We start from the raw sequence: 24510 nt of genomic DNA on the forward strand, positions 1-24510 counted from the left end.
TAATCGGTGTCCAAGATTACTTGACCAGTTCAGGCTCGCTCCCACAGGGGTTCTGTGTGCGCCGCAAATCCTATGTGGGAGCGAGCTTGCTCGCGATGGCGATCGGTCAGACGCCGCCATTGTCACGGGTAACAAACACATCCGCCAACAATTGATTCCTCGGCAACCCCGCCAGGTACAAGCGCTTGGCAAACGCCTCGACCCAATCCGGATGGCCGCAAACCAACGCCTGGGTCTGGCGCGACGCCAGGCGCAGCTGTGCGAGCGTCGCTGGCGCCTCGGCTGCGGTCAACAGCTCGATGCTCAGGTTCGGATGCTTGGCCGCCAGTGCCGCCAGGGGTTTGTCCAGATAATGCCCGGCGGCATCGCGGGCCACATGAACCAACCGGATCGCGCCCCGATGCTGTTGGCGCAACGCTTCGCGCAAGATGCCGAACAGCGGCCCCAAGCCCGTGCCGGAGGCCAGCAGCCACAGCGGTTTTTCATGCCAGTCGGGGTCGTAGTGCAACGCGCCGCCGCGCAGTTCCCCGAGACGGATCGGGTCACCACTGTTCAATTGTCGCGCCGCGTCGATGAATTGCCCGGGCGCGCGGCAATCGAGGTGAAACTCCAGGAAGCGGTCTTCCTCGGGCAGGCTCGCCAGGGAATATGGCCGGGCGACGTCACCAGCCCACAGCACCAGGTGTTGTCCGGCGCGATAGCGCAGCGGTCGCTCCGGGGTAATGCGCAGGCGCAGCACGTCGGAGCCCAGCCAATCCACCGCCGCCACTTTGGCGGCTTGGCCGTCGCGTTGTGGGTCGAAGGTGTGGATTTGCACGTCCTCCACCACCTGGCATTGGCACGCCAGTCGCCAGCCTTGATCACGCTGCGCCGGGGCCAGGGCATCGGGGCGACTGTCGCGCACGTCGCCGCTCAGGCATTGCACCAGGCACGCATGGCAACTGCCGGCGCGGCAACTGTAGGGCACGGCCACGCCTGCCTGGTTCAACGCATCCAGCAGGTTACTGCCCGCCGCCACCGACCATTGCCGGCCGGCGACTTTCAACTCAGGCATCGACGTTCTCCCAGGCGGCGGCACAACGGTTGCGGCCGTCTCGCTTGGCACGGTACAAGGCCTGGTCGGCGCGCTGCAAGGCGCTGTCCAGGTCATCGCCCATTTCCAGCATCGTCATGCCCACAGACAGGCTGAGAGTGCCCACCCGCAGGTCGGTCAATTCCACTTGGGTGAACGCCAGCCGCAAGCGCTCGCAACAGGCCGTCAGGCGCGCGGGGTCGCAGGCGGGCAGCAACATTACGAATTCTTCGCCACCGTAGCGGGCCAATACGTCGCCTTCACGCAGGCACGCCGTGGCGACACCGGCAAACGCCTGGAGCACCTGGTCGCCTGCCGCATGGCCGTGCAAATCGTTGATGCGCTTGAAATGGTCCAGGTCGATCAAGGCCAGGCCATGGGCGACGCCGGGCCTGAGGGTATTGAGTTCGCGGCTCGCCAGGCGCAGGAAATGCCGGCGATTGAACAGCCCGGTCAGTTCGTCGGTGGCGACCAGGTCTTCGAGCTGGCGCATCATGCCGCGCAGGGTATCCTGGTGCGCCTGCAAGGCAAACCGGCGCTGGCGCATGCGTTGGCGTGAGGTCTGGACATAGCGGGCATACAACACCAGCCACACCAGCACGATGAACAGCACGGACACCTGCAGACCGGCCAGCGTCGGATCGGGCAGCCGAAAGAAGTAACCGTCCCACAGCGTGATGCCGGTAAAGCTGATGAACACCAGCGTGGCGCAGCGCACAAAGGCCCGCCGCGTCAGGTGGAACAGCCCGAACAAGAGGATCAGCACATAAAACACCAGGAACACGCCGCGGGCCTGGTCCAGGTGCGCCATCATCCAGGTCTGCCAGCCCAGGCCGATCCAGACCTGTATTTCCGTCAGGCTGGGGTCGGCGAAGCGCAGGTTGCGATCGGTGATGAACAGCGCGAACAAACCAGCCTGGCACAGCACCACCAACAGCGTGCCGATGATGGCGCCACGCAACGAGTCGAGGTAATGGCCACTGAAAAACGCCAACCACAGCAACACCAGTGCCAGCGCATAAGTCGTGGCGGCCAGGGCGAAGCGTTTGAGCAAAAGACGTTGAATGGCGTTATGGGTCAATCGGTGACTCACCATGGAAAAGAGGAACTGATAGAGCTGTCCTACGCTACAGGCCAGACGCCACTTTAGTGGCGTGTTCGACAAATGACCATTCAATTCTGGCTCAGAAAAATGGCGTCAAAGCAATGGCCCAGATTGACGCATCTGCCGGCTCCGCCGATATCCCCTGTGGCGAGGGGATTTATCCCCGCTGGGCTGCGGAGCAGCCCTGAAAACCAGTCACCTCGGTGTGTCAGGTTGTTCGCCTTCAGTCATTTTGGGGCTGCTCCGCAGCCCAGCGGGGATAAATCCCCTCGCCACAAAGGCAGCTCGCTCCCACAGGCCCCCAGCCTGCGATATACTGCCGCGCCTTTTTAGCGTCGCGCCAGCATGCCCGGCGTGCCTTAAGAGGTGCCGTCCGTCGACCGATGCACCCAAGCGGGCGGCACCTTATTGAATGTTCCCGTCTTAGAGAGGAGCGCGACTCATGACCGTGATCAAGCAAGACGACCTGATTCAGAGCGTTGCCGACGCCCTGCAGTTCATTTCCTATTACCACCCCGTGGATTTCATCCAGGCGATGCACGAGGCCTACCTGCGCGAAGAATCGCCGGCGGCCCGTGACTCCATGGCGCAGATCCTGATCAACTCGCGTATGTGCGCCACCGGCCATCGGCCGATCTGCCAGGACACCGGCATCGTGACCGTGTTCGTGCGCGTGGGCATGGACGTGCGTTGGGATGGCGCGACCATGAGCCTGGACGACATGATCAACGAGGGCGTGCGTCGCGCCTACAACCTGCCGGAAAACGTCCTGCGCGCATCGATCCTCGCCGACCCGGCAGGCGCGCGCAAAAACACCAAGGACAACACCCCGGCGGTCATTCACTACTCCATCGTTCCGGGCAACACCGTGGAAGTGGACGTGGCGGCCAAGGGCGGCGGTTCCGAGAACAAGTCGAAGATGGCCATGCTCAACCCGTCCGACTCCATTGTCGACTGGGTCCTGAAGACCGTTCCGACCATGGGGGCCGGCTGGTGCCCACCGGGCATGCTCGGCATCGGCATCGGCGGCACCGCCGAGAAAGCCGCGGTGATGGCCAAGGAAGTGTTGATGGAATCCATCGACATCCACGAGCTCAAGGCCCGCGGCCCGCAAAACCGCATCGAAGAGATGCGCCTGGAGCTGTTCGAGAAGGTCAACCAGTTGGGCATCGGCGCCCAGGGCCTCGGCGGCCTGACCACCGTGCTTGACGTGAAAATCATGGACTACCCGACCCACGCCGCCTCCCTGCCGGTGTGCATGATCCCCAACTGCGCCGCCACCCGCCACGCCCACTTCGTGCTGGACGGCACTGGCCCGGCCTCGCTGGAAGCGCCACCGTTGGACGCCTACCCGGAAATCGTCTGGGAAGCCGGCCCGTCGGCACGTCGCGTGAACCTCGACACCCTGACCCCGGAAGACGTGCAAAGCTGGAAACCGGGCGAAACCGTGCTGCTCAACGGCAAGATGCTCACCGGTCGCGATGCGGCGCACAAGCGCATGGTCGAGATGCTAAACAAGGGTGAAACCCTGCCGGTGGACCTCAAGGGTCGCTTCATCTACTACGTCGGCCCGGTCGATCCGGTGGGCGACGAAGTGGTTGGCCCGGCCGGCCCGACCACGGCCACGCGGATGGACAAGTTCACCCGCCAGATCCTCGAACAAACCGGCCTGCTGGGCATGATCGGCAAATCCGAGCGCGGCCCGACCGCCATCGAAGCGATCAAGGACAACAAGGCCGTCTACCTGATGGCCGTTGGCGGTGCCGCTTACCTGGTGGCCCAGGCGATCAAGAAATCCCAAGTCCTGGCCTTCGCCGAACTGGGGATGGAAGCGATCTACGAGTTCGAGGTCAAGGACATGCCGGTGACTGTCGCCGTGGACAGCAAAGGCGAGTCGGTACACATCACAGGCCCGGCGATCTGGCAGCAGAAGATCAGCGAAAGCCTGGCGGTGGAAGTGCAGTAACACGCACTTTCTCGCGCTGAAGAAGGCCGGTGAGCGACACGCTCATCGGCCTTTTTTATAGGCGCACAACAACCCCCTGTGGGAGCGAACCTGCTCGCGATGGCGGTGGGTCAGTTGGTGAAGATGTTGGCTGTACCGCCGCTTTCGCGAGCAGGCTCGCTCCCACAAAGTCATTGAGCACACCATTCATCGGGCAAACCCACCGACCTGTCAGATCTGACAGGTTACACCCCCGCTCTCCCTTGGCATCCTCATCCTGGCCGGGAATCGCCCCCGGCCAAGGTCAAAGGGATGAACGACAAATGGCCGAACAAGCCCCCCTTCAAATCATCACGCCAACAATCGCCGGTAGTGCGTCAATCGCCACCTTCGGCAACAGCCTCGGCCCGGTCGGCACGCGGGGCGCCGCTTCCTTCGAGTTGCCCCTGCCGATATCGAGTGCCCGTCACCTGACGCCGGCGCTGGCCCTGCATTACAACAGCCAGGGCGGCAACGGTATGTTCGGCATCGGCATGCAACTGTCGATCCCCAGCATTCGGCGCAAGACCAGCAAAGGCGTCCCGCATTACAGCCAAGACGACGTCATGGTCGGCCCGGACGGGGTGGATCTTTGGCCGGATCTTGAAGCACAGACCAGCCGCAAAGTCCGCGACGATATTTTTGAGGTCGTGCGTTATTACCCCAGAATCGAAAGCACCTTCGACATCTATGAACTGTGTACGAGCTTCAACATCCCACCGTTTTGGCGAGTTCAGGGCAGCAACGGCCACGTGTATTGCTATGGGAAAAGCCCGAACTCGCGCATTGCCGACCCGCAAGTCCCCTCGCGTATCGCCGAGTGGCTGTTGCTGGAAGAGGTCAGCCCCCTGGGCGAACACATCTACTACGAGTACCAGGCCGACCCCGGCCCTTCCGGCGGCCCCCACGACTACAGCACCCAGCGTTACCTACGACGGTTGTGCTACGGCAACGCCACGGCCAGCGAAACCTTGTACTGCATGGAACAAGAAGACCCGGCCAGCCTACCCTGGCACTTTCACTTGCTGTTCGACTATGGCCAGCGCACCTGTGAACTGGCGGAAAAACCCACTTGGTCGGCCCCCGACGAAGATGTCTGGAGACTCCGTAGCGATCCGATCCACGCGTACCGATACGGCTTCGAAGTGGGCACGCGGCGCCTCTGCCACCAAGTGCTGATGTTTCACCAGTTTCCCGCCGAAGCCGAAAACGGAAACGAACCCGCGCTGGTACGACGGCTACTGCTCGAATACAGCGACACTCAATGTAGCTACAGTCTGTTGACCGCCGCTCATTACCAGCATTGGGACGCCGAGGATCGGGTCGAATACACGCCGCCGATCGAACTCCAGTACACCGACTTCAAACCCAACTACGAACCTGAAGCTTTTTTTGCCCTGGAGACCATGCCGGCCCTGGAAGACAGCCGCCGTTATCAATGCGTCGACCTTTATGGCGAAGGCGTTCCTGGTTTCCTGTGCCGCTACAGCAACGGCTGGTATTACCGCGAGCCCCAGCGCGCCCCGGGGGACGATCCTGATAAAATCGAGTACGCCCCGTGGACCCTTCTGCCAAGCAGCCCAATCGCCGCCGACAACACACTGGTGATGCAGGTGCTGACCGATCTATGCGGCGATGGCCGCCTCAATTGGGTCATCGCCCAGCCCGGCATGAGTGGCTTCTATACGCTCAACCCGGACCGCAGTTGGTCGACCCTCACCGACTTCAAGCGCTTCCCCACGGAGTTCCTGCACCCCGCCGCGCAATTGGGCGACCTGACGGGCGACGGCCTGCGCTCCCTGGCGATGGTCGGCCCCAAAAGCGTGCGGCTGTACGCCAACCTGCGCCAGGACGGGTTCGCCGCCGGCGTGGACGTTCCCCATGAACCCGACAGCACCCTGCCCTTGTTCAGCGATGTACGCAGCGAACTGGTGCTGTTCGCCAACATGCTGGGGAGCGACAGCAGCGAGCTGTGCCGTATCCGCTCCAATGAAATCAAGTGCTGGCCGAACCTGGGCCATGGGCGTTTCGGCAAGGGCTTTGTGATGAGCGCGCTGCCCTTCACCTACACCGAGTTCAACGCCGAACGGGTGCGGATCGCCGACCTGGACGGTTCCGGCGCGCCGGCGCTGATCTACCTGCGCAGCGACTGTTTCGAAATCTACTTGAACCATGGCGGCAATTGCCTTGAACAGACACCCGTGCGGGTGCCCTGGCCGCAAGGCATGCGCTACGACAACCTCTGCCAGGTCACCCTGGCCGATCTGCAAGGTTTGGGCTGCGCCAGCCTGCTCCTGAGTATTCCCCATCACAGCGCGGACATGAAACCGCGCCATTGGCGCTACGATTTTGTCGCCGCGCGGCCCTACCTGCTTAACGCCACCAACAACAACATGGGCTGCAACAGCACCCTCGCCCACCGCAGCAGCGCGCAGTTCTGGTTGGACGAAAAAGCTCAGCGCGCGGCGAAGGGCGAAGCGCTGGACTGCTACCTGCCCATGGCTTTGCCACTGGTGGCCCGGCAACAACAGGAGGACGAAATCACTGGAAATTGCCTGACCCAACGCTTCACCTACTACGAAGGCGACTACGACGGCTATCACCGAGAGTTCCGGGGATTTGGCCGGTTGTACCAGCTCGACAGCGAGTTGCCTTCGGTTGAGCGCGACAGCGGTTTCACCGCACCGGTGCTGGTCAAGACCTGGTTCCACACCGGTCGCACCGTCGACCAAACCCTGAAGGACTGTTTCGACGCCGACCCCGACGCGCCGCCCCTGGGCCGCACATTGCTGACCCGGCTCCACGAACAGGACAAGGCTGACGAAGTTATCTTTTCCGACCCGGACACCGCTCGGGACATGGCCTACGCCCTGGGCGGTCACGTACTGCGCAGCGAGACCCACGAGGGCGAGTCGCCCGACATGACCAAGCCCCAAACAGTGGCCCGGCGACGTTATTTACTGCGTTCCCCCCATGACCGCCAGAAGAGCCTTCAGGTACTGGAACTGGAAATGATCAGCCATCAATACGATGGTTTTATCAACGACCCCCAAACCCAGCACATCGTCAACCTCGGCTGGAACCGCTACGGTCAGCTGGAGCACGGCTTCGTCGTCCACTACGCGCGGCGCCTGAGCGCGGCGGACGATCCACCCTTCGGGGACGAAGACCAGGATATCTGGTGGCGCGACGCCCACGACGATCAGCAACAGGTGTATCACCTGACCGAAAGCCTGGCCGCCTATAAGCACTTTTTCGAGAAAGAAAGACCGCCGCGTCAACGGCTGGGCCTGCCCTGGCGCGCTCGGACCAATGGGTTCCAATTGCCAAAAGGCTCACTCCCCGCAGGGCTGAACCCGCAGCAGGTCAGCTACGAGTGTTTCCTCGAACACCACGAGAGCGAGCACTGGAACACGGCCCGCGTGCTGATCGCTCTCGAGGAGCAAACCTACTTGAGTGATGCCCCGTTCCAAGCCTTGCGCGGTCCGTTGGAAGTGGCCGAGTTCGACAAGCAGGCGCTGGAGGCCTACGACGTCGTGCCCGAACCGTTCGATATCCGTGAACAACTGGAAATGGTCGGCTACGAGCCGATGAGGCTGTTCCTGCCTGAAGACCCAGAAGAGGACGAGGCCCGGAATCTCTGGTCGAAGAAAGTCGGTTTCGCCACCTACCGGCCACTCGCAGGCTTCTTCCATATCAGCGCGTTGCAAGAAACCCAGAGTCATGGCCTGACAAGCACCGAATACGACTCTTTTCACTTGATGCCCATCACCGTCACTGTGCCGGACGGCTGCGCGACCCACGTCGAGTACGACTATCACTCGCTGTTGCCCTGCCGCATCATTGACGCCAACGACAACGTGCGCGAGGCGCTTTATGGTCCCTCCGGCGTGCCCTTGGGCGTCAGTTTCCATGGGACCGAGAACGGCATCCCCGCAGGTTTTTATCCCATCGATGGCTATGAGCCACCCGATGATTTGTCGCCCGGCCACGCCATCGAGGACCCCGAAGCCACCCTGGGTGATATCGCCAGCGCAGCGCGCATCGACAACCTGAGCTGGATGGGCGAGCTCGATTTGTCGCTGGTCCTGCCGGCGCAGCGCGACGAATGGATCAATGCCCGATATCTGCTGCCCAGCGGCCACATCCGAGCCTCGGCGCGGGTGCGCCTGGCCCGGCTTAAAACCCGCACCGCCGGCGAAGAACTGCTGTGGGCGCTCATCCAGGCCACCACCCAAGAGCCGGCCCACAGTGTCGTGCTCAGCGCCGATCGCTACCCGGACGACCCCTTGCAACAAATCCGCATCGCCCTGAGCGCCGTCGATGGATTCGGACGCGCTTTGCAAACCAAACAACTGGTGGAGCCCGGCGTCGCCTACGCCGTCGCCGAGAACGGCACGCTGCTGTTGGGCCCCGATGACAAACCGATACAGCACGAGGCCGACCCGCGCTGGCGCGTCAGCGAACGGGTCGAGTACAACAACAAGGGGCTGGTGACCCGTGTCTATCGCCCCTACTTCGCCGATGCCTGGCGCTACATCAAGGACGCCTCGCTGCGCGAGCACGGCTATCACGACCAGCAGTTCTATGACCCGATCGGACGCTTGGTCAAGGTCATCAATGCCAAGGGGCACGAGGCTTGGCATGTCTACCATCCGTGGTACCGGTGTGATCACGATTACAACGATACCGATCCGGGGCCAGCCCAATGACCCCCCAGGTTCATCGAAAGACGCCGGTCGTGGCGGTGTTCAACGGCTGGGCTGGGCCGGTACGGCGGGTGGATCACCTGCGCGGTTCGACCAGCGACGAAACCCAACGGCTGGTCACGGCCCAGGCATATGACCTCGCCGGACGCATCGTCGACCAATGGGACCCTCGCTTCCACGGCACGAAAACCGTCAACCTCCACAGCATTTACAGTCTGTCGGGCACACCGCTGCGCACTGAAAACATCGATGCTGGGCTGCGTTGCGAACTGCCTGGCCTGGCCGGCCAGCGCCTGCACAGCTGGGATGCCCGTGGCAGCGAGCAGCAAACCGAATACGACTCGCAATTGCGGCCCACGCTGATCCGCGAGCGCGGCCCGGACCAAGCCTGGGCCACGGTTGGCCGCCTGCGCTACGCCAGTCGTTCGACCGAAGACGCCCTGCACAATCGATGCGGTCAATTGGTGGAGCACTACGACACGGCCGGGCTGGTCACCGTTGACGACTTTTCGCTGGCAGGCTTGCCGCTGGATCAAGGGCAACGGTTCCTGGACACGCTGGAGCTACCCGACTGGCCGGACGATGAAGCAGGCCGCGAGCGTTTGCTGGAGCCTGCCCGCTACGACACACGCTGGCGCTACGACGCCGTGGGGGGAGCCCTGAACCAGACGGACGCCAAGGGGCATAAGCAAAGCATCGAGTTCGATGTGGCCGGCCAACCCAAGCGCGTGCATTTGCAATGGGCCGGCAGCCCGACTGAAGAGCTGATTGCTCATGAATTCCAACACAGTGCCGAGGGCCAGCGTCAAGCATATACAGCCGGTAACGGCAGCAAGACAACCTTTGCCTACGACCCGGCCGGCGGACATCTGATTGAGCTCAAGGCCACGAAAGGCAGCGATATCCACCAACACTTGAGTTACCTCTACGACCTCGTCGGCAATGTCACCTCCATTACCGATCACACCCATGTCGTGCGTTACCACGCCAACCAGCGCAGCGAAGGCGTTCGGACCTTTGTGTATGACAGCCTCTATCGCCTGGAAAGGGCCACGGGACTGGAAATGTCCGGGGCAGGTACGCAACCGCAATTGCCGGGGCTCGTCCCGCCCTCAGACCTGACCCTGCGAACTCCGTACACCCAACGCTACGAGTATGACCACGGCGGCAATCTGGAGAAACTGATCCACAGCAGCGCCACGCCGGGGCAGGCGCACACATTGCGCCTGACCATGGACCCGTCAAGCAACCGCTGCCGGCAATGGCAAAAGGGCGACGCAGCTCCCGGCGACAATCTGGACTTCGATGCCGGTGGCAATCAACTGAGCCTGCCCTCCTCCAGACAACGCTTGACCTGGAACTGGCGCAATCAATTGCAGAAGGTGACCCAGGTCCACCGTCACAACGCCGAGGACGACGCCGAACACTACAGCTACGACGCTCAGGGCATTCGCATGCACAAGCGGCAGACCACCCAGGCCGCATCCGTCGTCCATGTGCGGGACGTGCGTTATTTGCCTGGCCTGGAAATCCGCATCCTGGATGACAGCGAAGAACTGCACGTCTGCACATTCCAAGGCCCTGCCTCCAACGTGCGCGGATTGTATTGGGTCAAAGGCCGGCCGGCTGAAATCGAACAAGGCCAACTGCGCTATTGCCTTGAAGATCATCTGGGCTCGTTGGTCATGGAACTGGACCAGGATGCGCAACTCATCAGCCATGAAGGTTACTACCCCTTCGGCGGCACGGCGTGGTGGGCGGCGGATTCCCAAGTGCAGGCCAGTTACAAGACCGTTCGTTATTCCGGCAAGGAGCGCGATGCCAGTGGGCTCTATTACTACGGGTTTCGTTATTACGCAGCATGGATGATGCGTTGTATCAACCCGGACCCGGCGGGGCCGGTGGATGGGTTGAATTTGTATGCGATGGTGGGGAATAACCCTGTTCGCTATAGCGACAACCTGGGGCTGATAAAAGGAGAGCAGCTCATGGACAAGATGACCCGGCGCACTCAGCACATCTTGAAAGGCGGAGATGCCCCGTTTGATGAGAACCAGATCAAGGGTTCAAATGCCAAAAAACTCAAGGCGCGGGAACAGCATTACCAAAAACATCCAGAGGCAGAGTTATTCGCTAAAACCAGTAGAGACATACTGAGTGCCCATGCTGGCTTTGAAATTCCTGGCAATAACCCTGACGAAACCCGTTACTTGACTGACCTCTACAACATTCCACTACCCGACTCATTGGAACTTATGTCCGAGGGGGTTCGGGTGTCCCGTGATCCCGTTCAGAACACCGAGGAAGATTTCCTGACCTCGGGGGGCATATTCCAGTTTGGAGATATCACCCGTTACGAAGCTTTCCTGGAAAACAAGCTCATTGAAACGTTCAGGGACGCCAAACGCCCCATGAAACTCTACACGGGATCAAACCCAACGCCGACGAACTTGACGGGGATTGAACACGAAGCCCCGGTGTTGCATCCCTTGGTCAAACAGCGGCTCGAAAATCACATCAGTGCGGGCAACAACTACCTTCCCAAGGTCGCAGGACTTCCCGGCCTGCATGCTGAAAGCATCGGCGCGAACGTCGCGCTGAATATCCAGCAGAACATCACCGGGGCGACGGATCCGTCGCAGATACTTGTCGTCACCCAAAAGATTGCCGGCAGCAAGCGAGAACTGGGTCGAGGCTTTCCCGCCTGCTTCAACTGCACCAATATCCTTAGAGGCCCCTCGGACGCCGCAGACGATCTGCTGAAATTTGACATCGTGACCGAATGGGTGCAGACAACTCATTCACAGTGGAATGACCTGGCCAGGCCGTACATCAACTAGGCCCTGCCATCGCATCTAATGTCAGTTGCCGTAACAAGGCCTTCCGTTCATGGGCCAGTTCACTCATGCCTCGTTCGTAGTCGGCTTGCGAAAGCGAGCCCGCGACTTGCTGATCCAACAGGGCCTCGGCTTTCTGCTGATACACCGAGGCATTGCGCTCAAAGGCGTGTGGGTGCCGACCTTTAAGATAGGTCCGCCAAAACCGCTGCCCAATGATTTGGTCCACCAATCCGTCGCCGGTTTCCAGTTCCAGGACCGATTGATAAGCCAGGTCCATGGCAGCGTCATCCACGCCGGAAACACCTCTGAACAACATCCCTTGCGATTGCCATGGCAAACCCAGACGCTCCGCTAATCCGGTCTGGAACGCCAGGTAGACCTCCACCTCATCGATGCTTCCCGAGAACTCCCCGTCCTCGTCCAGGGTGATAAACGTCTCACCCGCCTGCAATCGATTCTGAATCGTCGCGCGGGCAATTTCATTGACCTGATCCAACCGCGACTTGCCCTTGGCCAGCGCCAGCAGCTTGGCCTCGACCTGAGTAGCATCGCTCGCCCGATACGCTTCATGGACCAAAACCTTGATGCCCATTTCGTTGAACAACTGCGCCCCGGCGTCGGCACAGGAATCCGGGTTGATCGCCATGCGGAACAGCTCCTCGCGCAATGTCGCGTCTTCGGACACGGCGTCGAGCATTCTCCAGACTCGCCCTATCAATTGAGGACGATAGTCCTCTTCGACGTAATCGGCGGCCTCTGTCAGTTGCTCCAACATCTCAAAAAAACCCTGGGCGCCAGGTTCGCGCTCAAGCTCGTCCCAGGTACGCTGACGGGAAACTCGCGCGTCATCGGCAAGGCTCTCAAGCCAGTATTGGCTGGTTTCCTCGCCCTTGGGTGGATAGCTGCGCGCCGGGTCATAACCCACCGAACGCATATAGCCTTGGAATTGGCGCAAACTGTCTTCTGGAAGCTGGTCGCGACTCAAGCGAGTCCGGGCGATCAACCGGGCCTGTTCGGAGCCGGGCGTGACCTCTGGAATACGGTCTATGGAATTACCCTCCAGATTCAGCTCGAAGGAGCGGGGTCGTGTGACAGTCAGTAAACCTGGCGGCCACTCAGTAACACCAGTCTGTTGCAAGTCAAGCATGGCGAGCTCCGACATGCGAGTGATGTCGGGCAGCAGGTTCAAGGCGGGGTTGTTGCCCAACTTCAACACCTCAAGGCGACTCAAGCCTCCCAGGTCAGCGACGTTTTGAGCGGTGAGACTCAATTGATTATGTGCGAGGTCCAACACCCGCAAATCTGCAAGATGGGGCTCTAGCCGTGGTAACACCGTCAGATCGTTATGACTCAGGTCCAGCGTCTTGAGATTGGGGAAATAACCGAGAAACGCTGTCAGATCAGTATCCAGCGCGCCATGGCGCCACTTCAGTTCGCTCACATGGGGGAACGCCGTTTCCAGGGTTGGAAAGCAATCGAAAGTGTTACTTGACCAGAAGTAATCCAGATTCAGAATATACCCCTGAGGCGGCGTATCCACTCCAGCCCGCCAACACTGCTTGAGCGCCGAAGCGAGTTTTCCCTTGTGGTAGAGCTGATCAATGGCAACCACATCGCCCCTCTTGATCGCCACCCAGTTTTCCAGCGAGTTGCTCAGCCCCTCAAACTCCAATTCGCGACCCACGAGGTTTTGTATTGCCAACTGTTCAGAGTGGAATGACTCAACAAACCGGGCAAAACTCTGAGTCGACGCTTCCGGATACAGCACCTTGAACCGCGCCTCCAGACTCAACGCATCACCGGTTCCAAGCAATTGCTCATCGAGCCGCCCATAGCCCGGTTGCTCCCCGAGCAAACGTGCGACTATCGGTGGATCCTCCGCCGTCCCGGCAGCGTTCAGAAGGACTTTGCGAAACGTCGTCCGGTCTAGCGGCGCTTGTTGAACAGCCTTCCCCAGCAAGGACCCATCGCCGAGCTTGTAACCCAACGCCCGACGCTCGGCCTCGGTCAAGGCGCTCAGGATTTCGGTATAGAAATCGTCGGCACTGTCCACCGAGTTACCTTGCTCGCCAAACAACCCAGGCGTCGCTTCTTCCACCGGCACGAGCACCTTGCGCACCACCGATGACGACGGTCCGACGCTGTCGAGCAGCGGCCCCTCCAGCGCCCCGTCGCGAATCTCGATACGCACCTGCGCCGGCCAACCCGGCAGATGCTCCAGGCTGTGCAACGCCAACCGCCAGGTGTCGGGGTTGCCCTTCGTGGGCAAATACAAGCCTTCGTAGGCCTGGACAATTCGCCATTCGCCCATGGCCGTACGGGCCGCCTGGCGCAGGCGCAGAGGCAAGTACCCTCGCTCACTCATCTGCCGGCGCTCCACCTCGGTGACGTCAACCAGCAGCTCGTCCGCCACTGCGCGGGGCAACTGGGGAAACTCGCTGCGCAAGACCTGGGCGCCAGCACTGCCCGCCTCGTCGACCGGCTCGATACCGGTTGGACTGCCCTGCGCGGCCCGGAAGCGCTTGACGGTTTCGGCCAGCAACACCGGAGGTCGGGCATGTTCGACGTGGAGTTGACGCAGGCTTGCCTCTTCGACGCCGCTGACGATACGGATCTGCTCCAGGGTTTCATCCGAAAAAGACTCGACGCTGTGCCCCAGGCGCCGCATCAGTGTTGGCCCTTGCCAGCTCAGCGGGCGTTCGCCCTCATGAACCCAGGCACCCGCCTCGTTATGGGCGAGCTTTGGCGCATACGCATCGACGCGCACGGGATGTTGAATCCGATACTGCCCAGTGTCCGCGGCCTGCTCGACCACGAACGGCCGGTCGCCGAGCAACAGCACCTCTTGTCCCTGATGAAGATAAAGGCCATTGGCTTGTGGCCGAGCGTTCGTCTTGAGGTCCAACGACTGCTCGTAGGGCGCGAGATCGGGGTGCCATAGACGCGACTGCCCATCGTGGCTCTGGACCACTTTCATCTGCTCGACAAACGATGAAGGCCGCGTGGAACGCACAGCCCCCACCACTTTCCCCCCCGCCACGAAAAGCCCCATGAGCGCCATGTTTTCGGCCACCCCGAGCAAATGCGCGGCCGCTTCGGCACGTCGGCCTTGGGACCAATCGACGATGCCTTCAAACGTGTCATCGAGGAGTTGATAGGCGGTATAGGCCATCAATGCTTCGCCCAGTACCGGCACAAACGACGCTGCCGTAAAAGCGGCCATTTCCAGCACCGTCTCGGCCACCTGCATGAAACTGTCCCAGCGAGCCCACCGGGACTTGAGATCTTCGTCCCCCGTCGGCACGGCTATCAGGCGAGCGTCCTGGAAGATCTGGTTGAGTCGTTGTTCGAACCCATGGTCCCAAAGATCGTCCTTTACCCGCCGGCAAGTCATCCGCAGCGTGGGATTTTCCACCGGCTCACGCCGGGCCTTGAACAACCGGGCATCCAGCGCGGCGAAAAAACGTTCGCGGTGGGCCAGGGAAATGAAGCGGCTGAAAAACTGCTGGTAACGTTGCGCGCGCAATCGAACGGCCAGCGCTGCCAGGAACGCCGCCGTGGAGCTGTACTGTTTTAGCGGATGCTCGGGATCGTGAGGGATATAGACCACGACCGGTTCGACTTGCCGGCTCTGCTCAAGATCCGGGGCGATCATCACGATGCCGGTCAGGCGAGTGTCGAGTAGGTAAAGGTCGTGGCAATACTGCGTCTTGCCGCCATGGCTGACACTTCGCTGGCCAGTCATCAAGCCTTGCAAAGCTTGGTAAACCTGCGGGCTTATATCGCCTTTGATTCGCGCCAACGTCGCGGCCGTCCGGAAGGCATCCCTGTCATCGTTCTGGAAACACTCCTGCGCCACGGCACTGCCGACAGGCTCGTCAATCAGAAGGCTCTTCAGGTACGCCTGATAGCGCCCGCCAATGTCCAAGTCCCGGCAAAGCGCGACGAACACCGGCAAGGTCAAGGTGGAGCCAACAGACAAGATATCGAACTGTCCACTCGCGGTGGGTTGGCTAATGAAGCAGGACGCTTCGTCGAAGTAGCCCGGGCGCGCCTCTTTTGCCTCGAAATTTTGCAGGGCAGCATCCAGCAGGGAAATCGTGCGGATCCTGTAGGCGACGGCCACCCCCTCGGGAATGTAGAGCCGCACATAGGTTTGCCTGACGTCCAGCGTCAGGTTGCAACGCTTTTTCAACGCGGCGACCAACAGCGGCTCGGCGAATGCCTCGATCGACCGGAGCCGGCCGAGCATTTGCGTCAGTTTGCCGTGGGATGTCCAACTGGCTTGCAACGCGCTTTTAAGGTGATCCCGATCCGCGGCGCTGGCCTGGGCGAGCCCCGGTGGTATCGGGCCTACGGCTTTTGCCAGTGCCGTGCGTTGTTGTGATGAAAGCCCGGACAGCCAATCGGGCATCGAATGGACGAGCCATTGCTGGGGGTTGGTCAGTAGGGAGGTCTTCGTGACCAATGTTTGCAGGGTAGTCATGTATTGCCGTCGTCCGTGACAAGTGAGCCCGGGAAGCTAAACGATGCGGCCCGTCGGAACCAGCCGAAACTTGTGTCTGGACACAACACGGCGGCGCGGACAATCGGGCTACAAAAACCATCGGGAGCCAGCACGCCAAGCCTGTTTGGCGCACGCAAGCAACATGGTATGGTTCGGCCCCGACTTCTACCGGTTCGCGCCTGCATGCTGCCGACTCCCCGTACCTTGCGCCTGTTACTTGCCATCGCCCTGATCCTCATCGGCGCCGCCCTGGCCGCCACCCTGGCCGTGCGCCACGCCGAGCGCGTGGCCCTGGAAGAAGACGCCAGCCGCGCGAGCCAGCAATTGGCGCTGTACGCCAACTCATTGCACACCTTGATCGAACGCTACCGCGCCCTGCCCGCCGTGCTGGCGCTGGACCCGCAGTTGCGTGACGCCCTCAAGGGGCCGGTCAGCGCGGCGCAACAGGATGCCTTGAACCGCAAGCTGGAAAAAATCAACGGCGCCGCGCAGTCCTCGACCCTGGAGCTGCTGGACCACACCGGCCTGGCGATCGCCGCCAGCAACTGGCAGTTGCCCAGCAGCTACGTTGGCCACAACTATGGCTTTCGTCCCTATTTCCTCCAGACCCGCACCCAAGGCACCGGGCGCTTCTATGCGGTGGGCGTGACCAGCGGCATCCCGGGCTATTTTCTGTCCAGCGCGGTCACTGGCGATAGCGGCGAGTTCCTCGGCGCGATGGTGGTGAAGCTCGAGTTTCCCGAGCTTGAGCGCGAATGGCGCCAGGGCAGCGACACCCTGTTGGTCAGTGATGCGCGCGGGGTCATTTTCATCGCCAATCGCCCCGGTTGGCGTTATCGCCATTTGCAACCCTTGACCGACAGCGACCGCGCCGAGCTCAAGGCCACGCGCCAGTACGACAAGCAACCGTTGCAACCCCTGGCCTTCGATCCGCTGCGACGCTTTGACGACAACAGCCACCTGACCCTGGTCGAGGCGCCCGAGGGTACGGCGCAGTACCTCTGGGAATCCCTGCCGTTGGCCGGCGAAGGCTGGAGCCTGCATTTGCTGCGTCGACCACAGATCGCCTTCGAAGACCTGCGCAACGCCGGGCTCGCCGCCGCCGGGTTGTGGCTGGCGCTGGTGTTTCTGTTGCTGTTTCTGAACCAGCGTTGGCGCCTGGCGAAACTGCGCCAGCGCAGCCGCCAGGAACTCGAACGACTGGTGGACGAACGCACCCGAGAATTGCGCACCGCCCAGGACGGCCTGGTGCAATCGGCCAAGCTGGCGGCGCTGGGGCAGATGTCGGCGGCGCTGGCCCACGAGATCAACCAGCCGTTGACCGCCCAGCGCATGCAACTGGCGACCCTGCGCCTGCTGCTGGAGCACGGCCGCGTCGACGATGCCTATAAAGCCCTCAAGCCGGTGGACGACATGCTGACCCGCATGGCGGCCCTGACCGGCCACCTGAAGACCTTCGCCCGCAAGAGCCCCAGCGGCCTTCGCGAACGCCTTGACCTGGCGGCGGTAGTCGACCAGGCCCTGCAATTGCTCGACACACGCCTGCGGGACGAAAACGTCAGTACCGTCTTGCACCTGACGCGTCCGGCGTGGGTGCGCGGCGATGCCATCCGTCTCGAACAGGTGTTGATCAACCTGCTGCGCAACGCCCTCGACGCCATGGTCGAACAGCCCCTCAAGCGCCTTGAAGTGCGCCTGCAAGCCGATGAACAACTGTGGCGCCTGACCGTCAGCGACAGCGGCACCGGGATCGCCGAAGAACATCTGGCCCAGGTGTTCGACCCGTTCTTCACCACCAAGGCGGTGGGCGATGGCCTCGGGCTGGGGCTCGCGGTTTCATTTGCGATCATCCACGAATCCGGCGGGCGGCTGACAGCGGACAATCATGACAACGGCGCGGTATTCTGCGTGACCTTGCCCATCGATCAGGAGGCGCAGCTGCATGCTTGATTCGGTCATAGTCGTCGATGACGAAAACAGCATCCGCACGGCCGTGGAGCAATGGCTGAGCCTGTCGGGGTTCCAGGTGCAGTTGTTCAGCCGTGCCGAAGACTGCCTGGCGCGGTTACCGGACAACTTCGCTGGCGTGATCCTCAGCGACGTACGAATGCCCGGTCTCAGTGGTCTCCAGCTGCTTGCGCAAGTGCGCAAGCGCGACGCGGACCTGCCGGTGATCCTGTTGACCGGCCACGGCGACGTGCCGATGGCCGTGGAAGCCATGCGCGACGGCGCCTATGACTTTCTCGAAAAACCGTTCAGCCCCGAAGCGCTGCTCAGCAGCCTGCGTCGGGCCTTGGACAAGCGCTTCCTGGTGTTGGAAAACCGTCGCCTGCACGAGCAGGCCGACGCTCGGGTCAGGCTCGACACCACGCTGCTGGGTGTCTCCCGCGCCTTGCAGAATCTGCGGCGCCAGGTGCTGGACCTGGCGACATTGCCGGTCAACGTGTTGATCCGTGGCGAAACCGGCAGTGGCAAGGAATTGGTCGCCCGCTGCCTGCACGACTTCGGCCCGAGAGCGAGCAAACCCTTCGTTGCGCTGAACTGCGCGGCGATCCCCGAACCGCTGTTCGAGGCTGAACTGTTCGGTCATGAAAGCGGCGCCTTTACCGGCGCCCAAGGCAAACGCATCGGCAAGCTCGAATACGCCGACGGCGGCACGCTGTTTCTCGATGAAATCGAAAGCATGCCGCTGGCCCAGCAGGCCAAGTTGCTGAGAGTCCTGCAAGAGAAGAAACTCGAACGCCTGGGCTCCAACCAGAGCATCCACGTGGACCTGCGCATCATCGCCGCGACCAAGCCGGACTTGCTGGACGAAGCCCGGGCCGGACGATTTCGTGAGGACCTCGCCTACCGCTTGAACATCGCCGAGCTGCGCCTGCCGCCCTTGCGTGAACGGCGCGAAGACATTCCATTGCTGTTCGAGCATTTCACCCACGGCGCCGCCGAACGCCTCGGCCGCCCCGCCGTGCCCTTGAATGGCGCGCAACTGAGCCATCTGCTCAGCCACGATTGGCCGGGCAACGTGCGCGAACTGGCCAACGTCGCCGAACGCCAAGTGCTGGGACTCGACCAGCCGCCTGCCCTGGACACCGAACCGGGCCAGTCCCTCGCGGCCCAGCAGGAAGCGTTCGAAGCCCAATGCCTGCGCGCCGCGCTGACGCGGCATAAAGGCGACGTAAAAGCCGTGCTCGAGGAACTGCAACTGCCGCGCCGCACCTTTAATGAAAAGATGCAGCGGCATGGTTTGAGTCGGGAAATGTTTGTGCGGGACATCTAAGGAGGCGTGGCGGCTGGCCGCGAAGCCATCGCCAAGCCTTGCACGAACCTCCAGCGCCGTCGGCTAACCCGAGATCAGACGGGCGATCATGCGCTTGCGCCCCGCCACATCCAGCGCGCGATAGCTTTCCAACAACAGCTCTTCATCAGGCGCCAGTGCCGGCGCGGCCTGGACGCGCTCGCCCGTCAGGACGTATTGGACATCCACTCCGATAGCCGCCAGTTTTGCCACCAGATCGGCTGGACATTTCTGCCGCCCGGAGACGACTTCCTTCAAGCGCTGCGGGCTCGCTTCGCCCGCCCCACGGGAGGCGGCAGCCAGCGAAACACCACAGCGATCAATCTCTTCGCGCAGCCGAACGTGGATATATTCCACCAAAACTATTGACATGGTGTATATATCCCACCAAAATCGCCGACATAAACAACGGCCATCATTGCCTCACAGAGAATCGGCACCATGGCCGTGCTGAGACTGCGCGCACTCGGAATCCTGTCCATTTCGCAGTAACACGCACGCTGGGTGCATTGAGCATGAATCTACTCCGGAAATTTCCTACAGAAAATAGCGGAGAGTGAAAGTGACAAAAAAAACGAAAAAAAAGGGGCCCGAGGGTCGTTGTCCAGAGGCTGGCTTTGCTTGCCTGGCGCCGGTCCGGTCGAAGCAGGCCACCCGCACTCGGTGCATAAAAACAGTGACCGTCCATCTTCCTTGTTTGAGGTTTGAAATGCATTCGAATCAAACGTTTATCCATCGCTGGGCTGTCATGGGCAAGCTGGCGCTCATGGCGCTCGCCGTCACCCTGTCGTTTCCGGCAGCCGCGAACATGGTGGTCTACCCGATGAACAGCACCATCGGCGCCGAGCAGGACGGCATTGGCCAGATCCAGCTGCACTCCAAGTCCGACAAAGTGCAATACATCAAAGTCAGCGTCACCCAGATCCAACGTCCCGGCACGCCGGACGAACATGAAAGCCCGCTGTCGCCGGCCGATGCGCTGGGTATCGTCGTATCGCCGCAGCGCACGGTACTGGCCCCCGGCGCCAGCCGCACGGTGCGGATCATCGCTCAGTCGATGCCCACCGAGGAAACCGTCTACCGGGTCTATTTCGAACCGGTGGGAGCACCCGACCTGATAGATGAAGACGTCCTCGAACAATCCGGTGTGCAGCCCAGAGTCGGCGTAAACCTGGTCTGGGGCGCCTTGGTGCGCCTGCTGCCCGATGAGCGCCGTACCAGCATCAAACTGCAACCCAAAGGCAACGAATTGCGCAACGACGGCACCCTGCGCGTCGGCGTATTGCAAGTGGGTCGGTGTACCGACGCAGCGGGCGAGAAGGACTGCATCTGGAATGACGTCAACCGCAGCCTGTATCCCGGCAGTACCCTGCCCGTCTCCGCCCCCGGCGCGAACGGTAACGTAATCGTACGTTTCGTGACCAGCGACGACAGGCGTCCGCGCACCCTCGCCATCTTGCCGTAACCCCCATTTTTTTGATCCGAGCTACGTGCACCGCACGTGGTTGGGCCCCCGTTCACCCACAGCAAAAGAGGAACACCCATGAAACTGTTGAAATTCGCCCCATTGGCACTGGTCGCCCTGACCTCGCTGCCCGCCATGGCGGTGGAAAAGAGCCTGCTGGTCTACGCCGACGTCGACCCGACCCTGGAGATCCTCCAGTCGGACGGCAGCCCGCTGCCGGCGTCCATGGAGATGAGCCATTTCCCGGGCGAAGGCCTGAGAGCGACTCAGGTGGGCACGCGGATCTTCACGAATGACGTCAACAAAGACATGACCCTGCGACTGACCACCGATCCCGTCCTGGCCAACATGACCAACCCTCAAGGTACAGACATCAATCTGAGTGTCAGCTATGGCGGAAGGAAATTGAGCATGAACGGTGTCCCGCTGCTTGCCGCCGACCTGTTCCCTGGCGGCGATGCCAGCGGCGGTTCGATCGAGCAACATCTGAAAATCGAGCAGGCCACCCCAGGCACAATCACCGAAGTCGGTCGCTACGAAGGCATCGTCAGCCTGCTGCTGACCCAGCAGCCTTAAGTACTGCCGGTTTTTCCTCAAAAAGGGAGGTACGGCGCCGTCGTACTTCCCTTTTCCTTCGTCAAGGCCCTGTATGAAACGCCACTTCACCGCACTCTCAATCTCCCTTACCTGGGCGCTGGCCGATGCCGTATCGGTCGCGTCCACCGATCTGCCCCAGGTGCCGGCCGGTTTCGAGGCCCTGGTTGAAGGTCAGGTGGAACAACTTGAACTTCAATTGCTCAACCGTAATCTCGGCCTGCACCCTGTCGTGGTGCGGCCTGGTCGTATCGAATTCCAACAGCCCGAACGAATCGCGGCCCTGCTGATCGAGGCAGGGGCTTCGGCGTCATCCGAAGAGTTGCTGCCGCTGCTGTCCGAACCGTTGCCCAGCAACAGCCAGTTGGCGTGCTCCTACGGCCTGGCCAGCGAAGCGAGCTGCGGTTACCTGGACACCGACGCGGTGGCAGTGATTCTCGACGAGGCCAGCGCGCGCCTGCAGATACTCATGCGCAAGGATTGGCTGCCGGCCAGCGATACAGCGGCGCTGCGTCTGCATACGCCTTCCGAGGCAGCGAACGCCCTGGTACATCGACAGAACCTCAACATCGCCCAGGCCGACAGCTATCGCGCCCTGGGCGCCAGCGGCCTGGGCGCGGTCGGCCTGGGTGACAGCAGCCACGTTGGCTTCACCTGGAACTACCAGGCCTACCAGAGCAAGCGCGGCAGCGACAGCAGCCTGGAATTCAATAACGCCTATTACCGCCAGGATTTCGAGCGCGAACACTACGCCCAGGCCGGACGCATGGACATGAGCAACCTGTCCAGCGCCGAGGGCGGCAACTTCAGCTTCAGCCTGTTGCCTCTGGGGCGGATCGACGGCGCCCGCATCGGCACCACCCTGGCCTACCTCAACCGCGAGGTTGTCGGCCAAGGCACGCCGATCTCGCTGATCCTGACCCAGCGCTCGCGCGTCGATGCGTTCCGTGGCGAGGAGCTGCTGTCCACGTCCTATCTGGATGCCGGCGTGCAGAATGTCGACACCCGGACCTTCCCCAACGGCAGCTATCCGGTGACCCTGCGGGTGATCGAAAACGGTCAGGTCACCCGCACCGAGACCGTGCCTTTCAGCCGTACCGATGGCAATGGCCTGGGGGACGACACCGTGCAATGGTTCCTGCAGGGCGGGCGCACGGCGGAGCATTCGCTGTACGAACAGGACCCTTCCGGCGTGGCCCAGACCGGCCTGCGTATTCCGTTGCGCGATGACCTGGCGCTCACCAGCGCGATTACCTGGCTGGACTCGGCGTTCTACAACGAAAGCCGCCTGGATTGGGCCGGCACGCTGGGCGCCAGCAGTTGGTCGTTGTCAGGCGCCCTGCTGCGCGGCAACAACGGCGCGACCGGCAACAGCCAGCAGATGACCTTCACCCACGGAGTCTCCTGGAGCCTGTACCGCTACTCGCTGAAGAGCCCTTCGTGCGAACACAATACCCGTGCCTACCAGCAGAGCGGCTGCAACGAATCATTGACCGCCAGCGCCTCGTTGCCCCTGGCCGGTGGCACCCTCAGTGCCGGCTACAACTACAACCGCTACGCCCAGGTGAATCCGTTTTCCTACTGGAACGACTTTCCCGAAGAAGACGACCCGACCCGCGATCTGACCACCTCCACCTGGGCCAGGACATTCCAAGTGGGCTTTTCCCGTGGACATGCCCTGGGCCCGTTCCAGCTCATTCATCGCGTTGGCGCGTTCCGCAATGCCAGCGGCAACCGCGAGACCGATCATGGCCTGTACCTGAGCCTGAGCCTGTCCCACAACGAGCGCTCGCCCACCGGCGGCTACCGCCAGAGCAACATCGGCCTGGACGCGCGCCGCGAGCAGAATGCCCCCGACAGCCTGCGCACCAGCCTGGGCCATACCCGCGCCTGGGACGGCGAACAAGGCAGGAACGAAGTGAACACCGGGGTTGGCTACGATGACCTGGGCCGTTGGGACGCCGAGTTGGGCGGACGGATCGAGCGCAACTGGGGCGAGTCCAGCCTGACGGTGGCCCAGCGTGGCGGCGACCAACAGGATTCGCGACCTGGGTTCAGCGGCAACCATTCTTCGTCCCTGGCCCTGGGCCGCGAGGGCTTTTTCTGGGGCCAGGGCCAGGGCGGCACCGGCCCAGGCGCAGCCGTGGGGATCATCGCCGCGCCGCTGGAAAACGCCACGGGTGCGGCGGCCAAGGTCAGCGGCGGCTACGGCGCCCAGACCAGCATCGGTTTCGGTGAGAAGCGGCTGATCCCGGTCAACGGTTTCGAAGCCACCCACACCCGCATCAGCGACGCCGATACTTCGCGCCAGAACCTCAGCACGGTGAACGTCGGCAACGGCAACCGCGAGTGGTTCCTGCCGCCGGGCAAGCTGGCGGTGCAACGGATCGAGTCCACCCTCAGTTATACCTACGTCGGCCGCCTGGTGGATGCTCGGGGACAACCGCTGGCCCAGGCCGCGATCCTCAATGCATCGATGATGGAAACCGGCGAGGACGGCAGCTTCGTCGTCGACCTCAATCACCACCCCGATCCGTTGTTCGCCCTGGATCTCAACGGCGTACACGCCTGCACGGTACAAACCCGTGCCGCCCAGAGCAGCCTGCGGCGGGTCGGCACGCTGACCTGCGAAAGCACCACCCTGGATGCGTTGCCCAAGGATTTGAACGACCCGGATCGCCTGGGTCGCTGGACTGCGCGTCGCAGTGCCGCGTTATCACTAGATAAGAGGAGCCAGCCATGAGCGGAGCTTTCGTACATTGGGGGCGGCGCCTGATCGCGCTCATCGCTGCGGTCATCGCATTACCAGCCTTCGCAGGCGTCCATCCCAGCGATCACTACCAATCCGTGGTCGACAAATTCGACCGAGGGACACAACCTCCCGATCTCATCCTCTGGAGACAGATGCTCCATGGCTGGAGTGAGCAGTCCTTGGCTCC

Annotated in this window: 12 protein-coding genes; 8 read left to right on the top strand and 4 right to left on the bottom strand. The window is 61.9% G+C overall.

Going from position 1 to position 24510, the window contains the following annotated elements:
- Positions 1-106: 106 nt before the first annotated feature.
- Positions 107-1054, bottom strand: a complete 948-nt coding sequence (locus DOCECA_RS16760) for an iron-sulfur-binding ferredoxin reductase (RefSeq protein WP_434607483.1) — start codon at positions 1052-1054, stop codon at positions 107-109.
- Positions 1047-2153 (bottom strand): GGDEF domain-containing protein, encoded by a 1107-nt coding sequence (locus DOCECA_RS16765; RefSeq protein ID WP_420765296.1) that lies wholly within the window; start codon positions 2151-2153, stop codon positions 1047-1049. Before DOCECA_RS16765 ends, DOCECA_RS16760 begins: the two co-directional genes overlap by 8 nt.
- A 466-nt stretch (positions 2154-2619) precedes the next feature.
- On the opposite strand from DOCECA_RS16765, the gene DOCECA_RS16770 reads away from it, so the two are divergent.
- The 3 genes from DOCECA_RS16770 to DOCECA_RS16780 all read left to right on the top strand — a co-directional run bounded on the left by DOCECA_RS16770 (position 2620) and on the right by DOCECA_RS16780 (position 11710).
- Entirely contained in the window at positions 2620-4143 is a 1524-nt protein-coding gene (locus tag DOCECA_RS16770; RefSeq protein WP_434607486.1) for a fumarate hydratase, read from the top strand.
- A gap of 302 nt (positions 4144-4445) precedes the next feature.
- The gene (locus tag DOCECA_RS16775) at positions 4446-8873 is read left to right on the top strand and encodes a SpvB/TcaC N-terminal domain-containing protein (protein ID WP_445570815.1); all 4428 of its coding nucleotides are present in this window, start codon (positions 4446-4448) and stop codon (positions 8871-8873) included.
- Positions 8870-11710: an RHS repeat-associated core domain-containing protein gene (locus tag DOCECA_RS16780; RefSeq protein ID WP_445570816.1), complete on the top strand. Its 2841-nt coding sequence runs from the start codon at positions 8870-8872 to the stop codon at positions 11708-11710. The genes DOCECA_RS16775 and DOCECA_RS16780 overlap by 4 nt, the downstream gene beginning before the upstream one ends.
- Here DOCECA_RS16780 and DOCECA_RS16785 read toward each other — a convergent pair.
- Complete coding sequence (locus DOCECA_RS16785) at positions 11703-16196, bottom strand: NEL-type E3 ubiquitin ligase domain-containing protein (protein ID WP_445570817.1); 4494 nt, start codon at positions 16194-16196, stop codon at positions 11703-11705. The two genes, DOCECA_RS16780 and DOCECA_RS16785, sit on opposite strands and share 8 nt — an antisense overlap.
- 204 nt (positions 16197-16400) lie before the next feature.
- Here DOCECA_RS16785 and DOCECA_RS16790 point away from each other — a divergent pair, with 204 nt between their 5' ends.
- On the top strand, positions 16401-18167 hold the full coding sequence (locus DOCECA_RS16790) for a sensor histidine kinase (RefSeq protein WP_434648770.1): 1767 nt from the start codon (positions 16401-16403) through the stop codon (positions 18165-18167).
- The gene (locus tag DOCECA_RS16795) at positions 18160-19494 is read left to right on the top strand and encodes a sigma-54-dependent transcriptional regulator (RefSeq protein WP_445570818.1); all 1335 of its coding nucleotides are present in this window, start codon (positions 18160-18162) and stop codon (positions 19492-19494) included. Before DOCECA_RS16790 ends, DOCECA_RS16795 begins: the two co-directional genes overlap by 8 nt.
- A 63-nt stretch (positions 19495-19557) precedes the next feature.
- Here DOCECA_RS16795 and DOCECA_RS16800 read toward each other — a convergent pair whose 3' ends face one another.
- Positions 19558-19884 carry a hypothetical protein gene (locus tag DOCECA_RS16800; RefSeq protein WP_420765304.1) on the bottom strand — a complete coding sequence of 109 codons (327 nt, stop codon included), beginning with the start codon at positions 19882-19884 and terminating at the stop codon, positions 19558-19560.
- 337 nt (positions 19885-20221) lie between these two features.
- Here DOCECA_RS16800 and DOCECA_RS16805 point away from each other — a divergent pair, with 337 nt between their 5' ends.
- The 3 genes from DOCECA_RS16805 (at position 20222) to DOCECA_RS16815 (ending at position 24314) form a co-directional block, all read left to right on the top strand.
- A complete protein-coding gene (locus tag DOCECA_RS16805; RefSeq protein WP_434648774.1) occupies positions 20222-20977 on the top strand; it encodes a hypothetical protein in 756 nt (251 codons plus the stop codon).
- Between the two features lie 78 nt (positions 20978-21055).
- On the top strand, positions 21056-21553 hold the full coding sequence (locus tag DOCECA_RS16810; RefSeq protein WP_434648776.1) for a CS1 type fimbrial major subunit: 498 nt from the start codon (positions 21056-21058) through the stop codon (positions 21551-21553).
- A 73-nt stretch (positions 21554-21626) separates the two neighbouring features.
- Positions 21627-24314, top strand: a complete 2688-nt coding sequence (locus DOCECA_RS16815) for a TcfC E-set like domain-containing protein (protein WP_445570819.1) — start codon at positions 21627-21629, stop codon at positions 24312-24314.
- Positions 24315-24510 lie beyond the last annotated feature (196 nt).

Source organism: Pseudomonas sp. E102 (assembly GCF_052660185.1).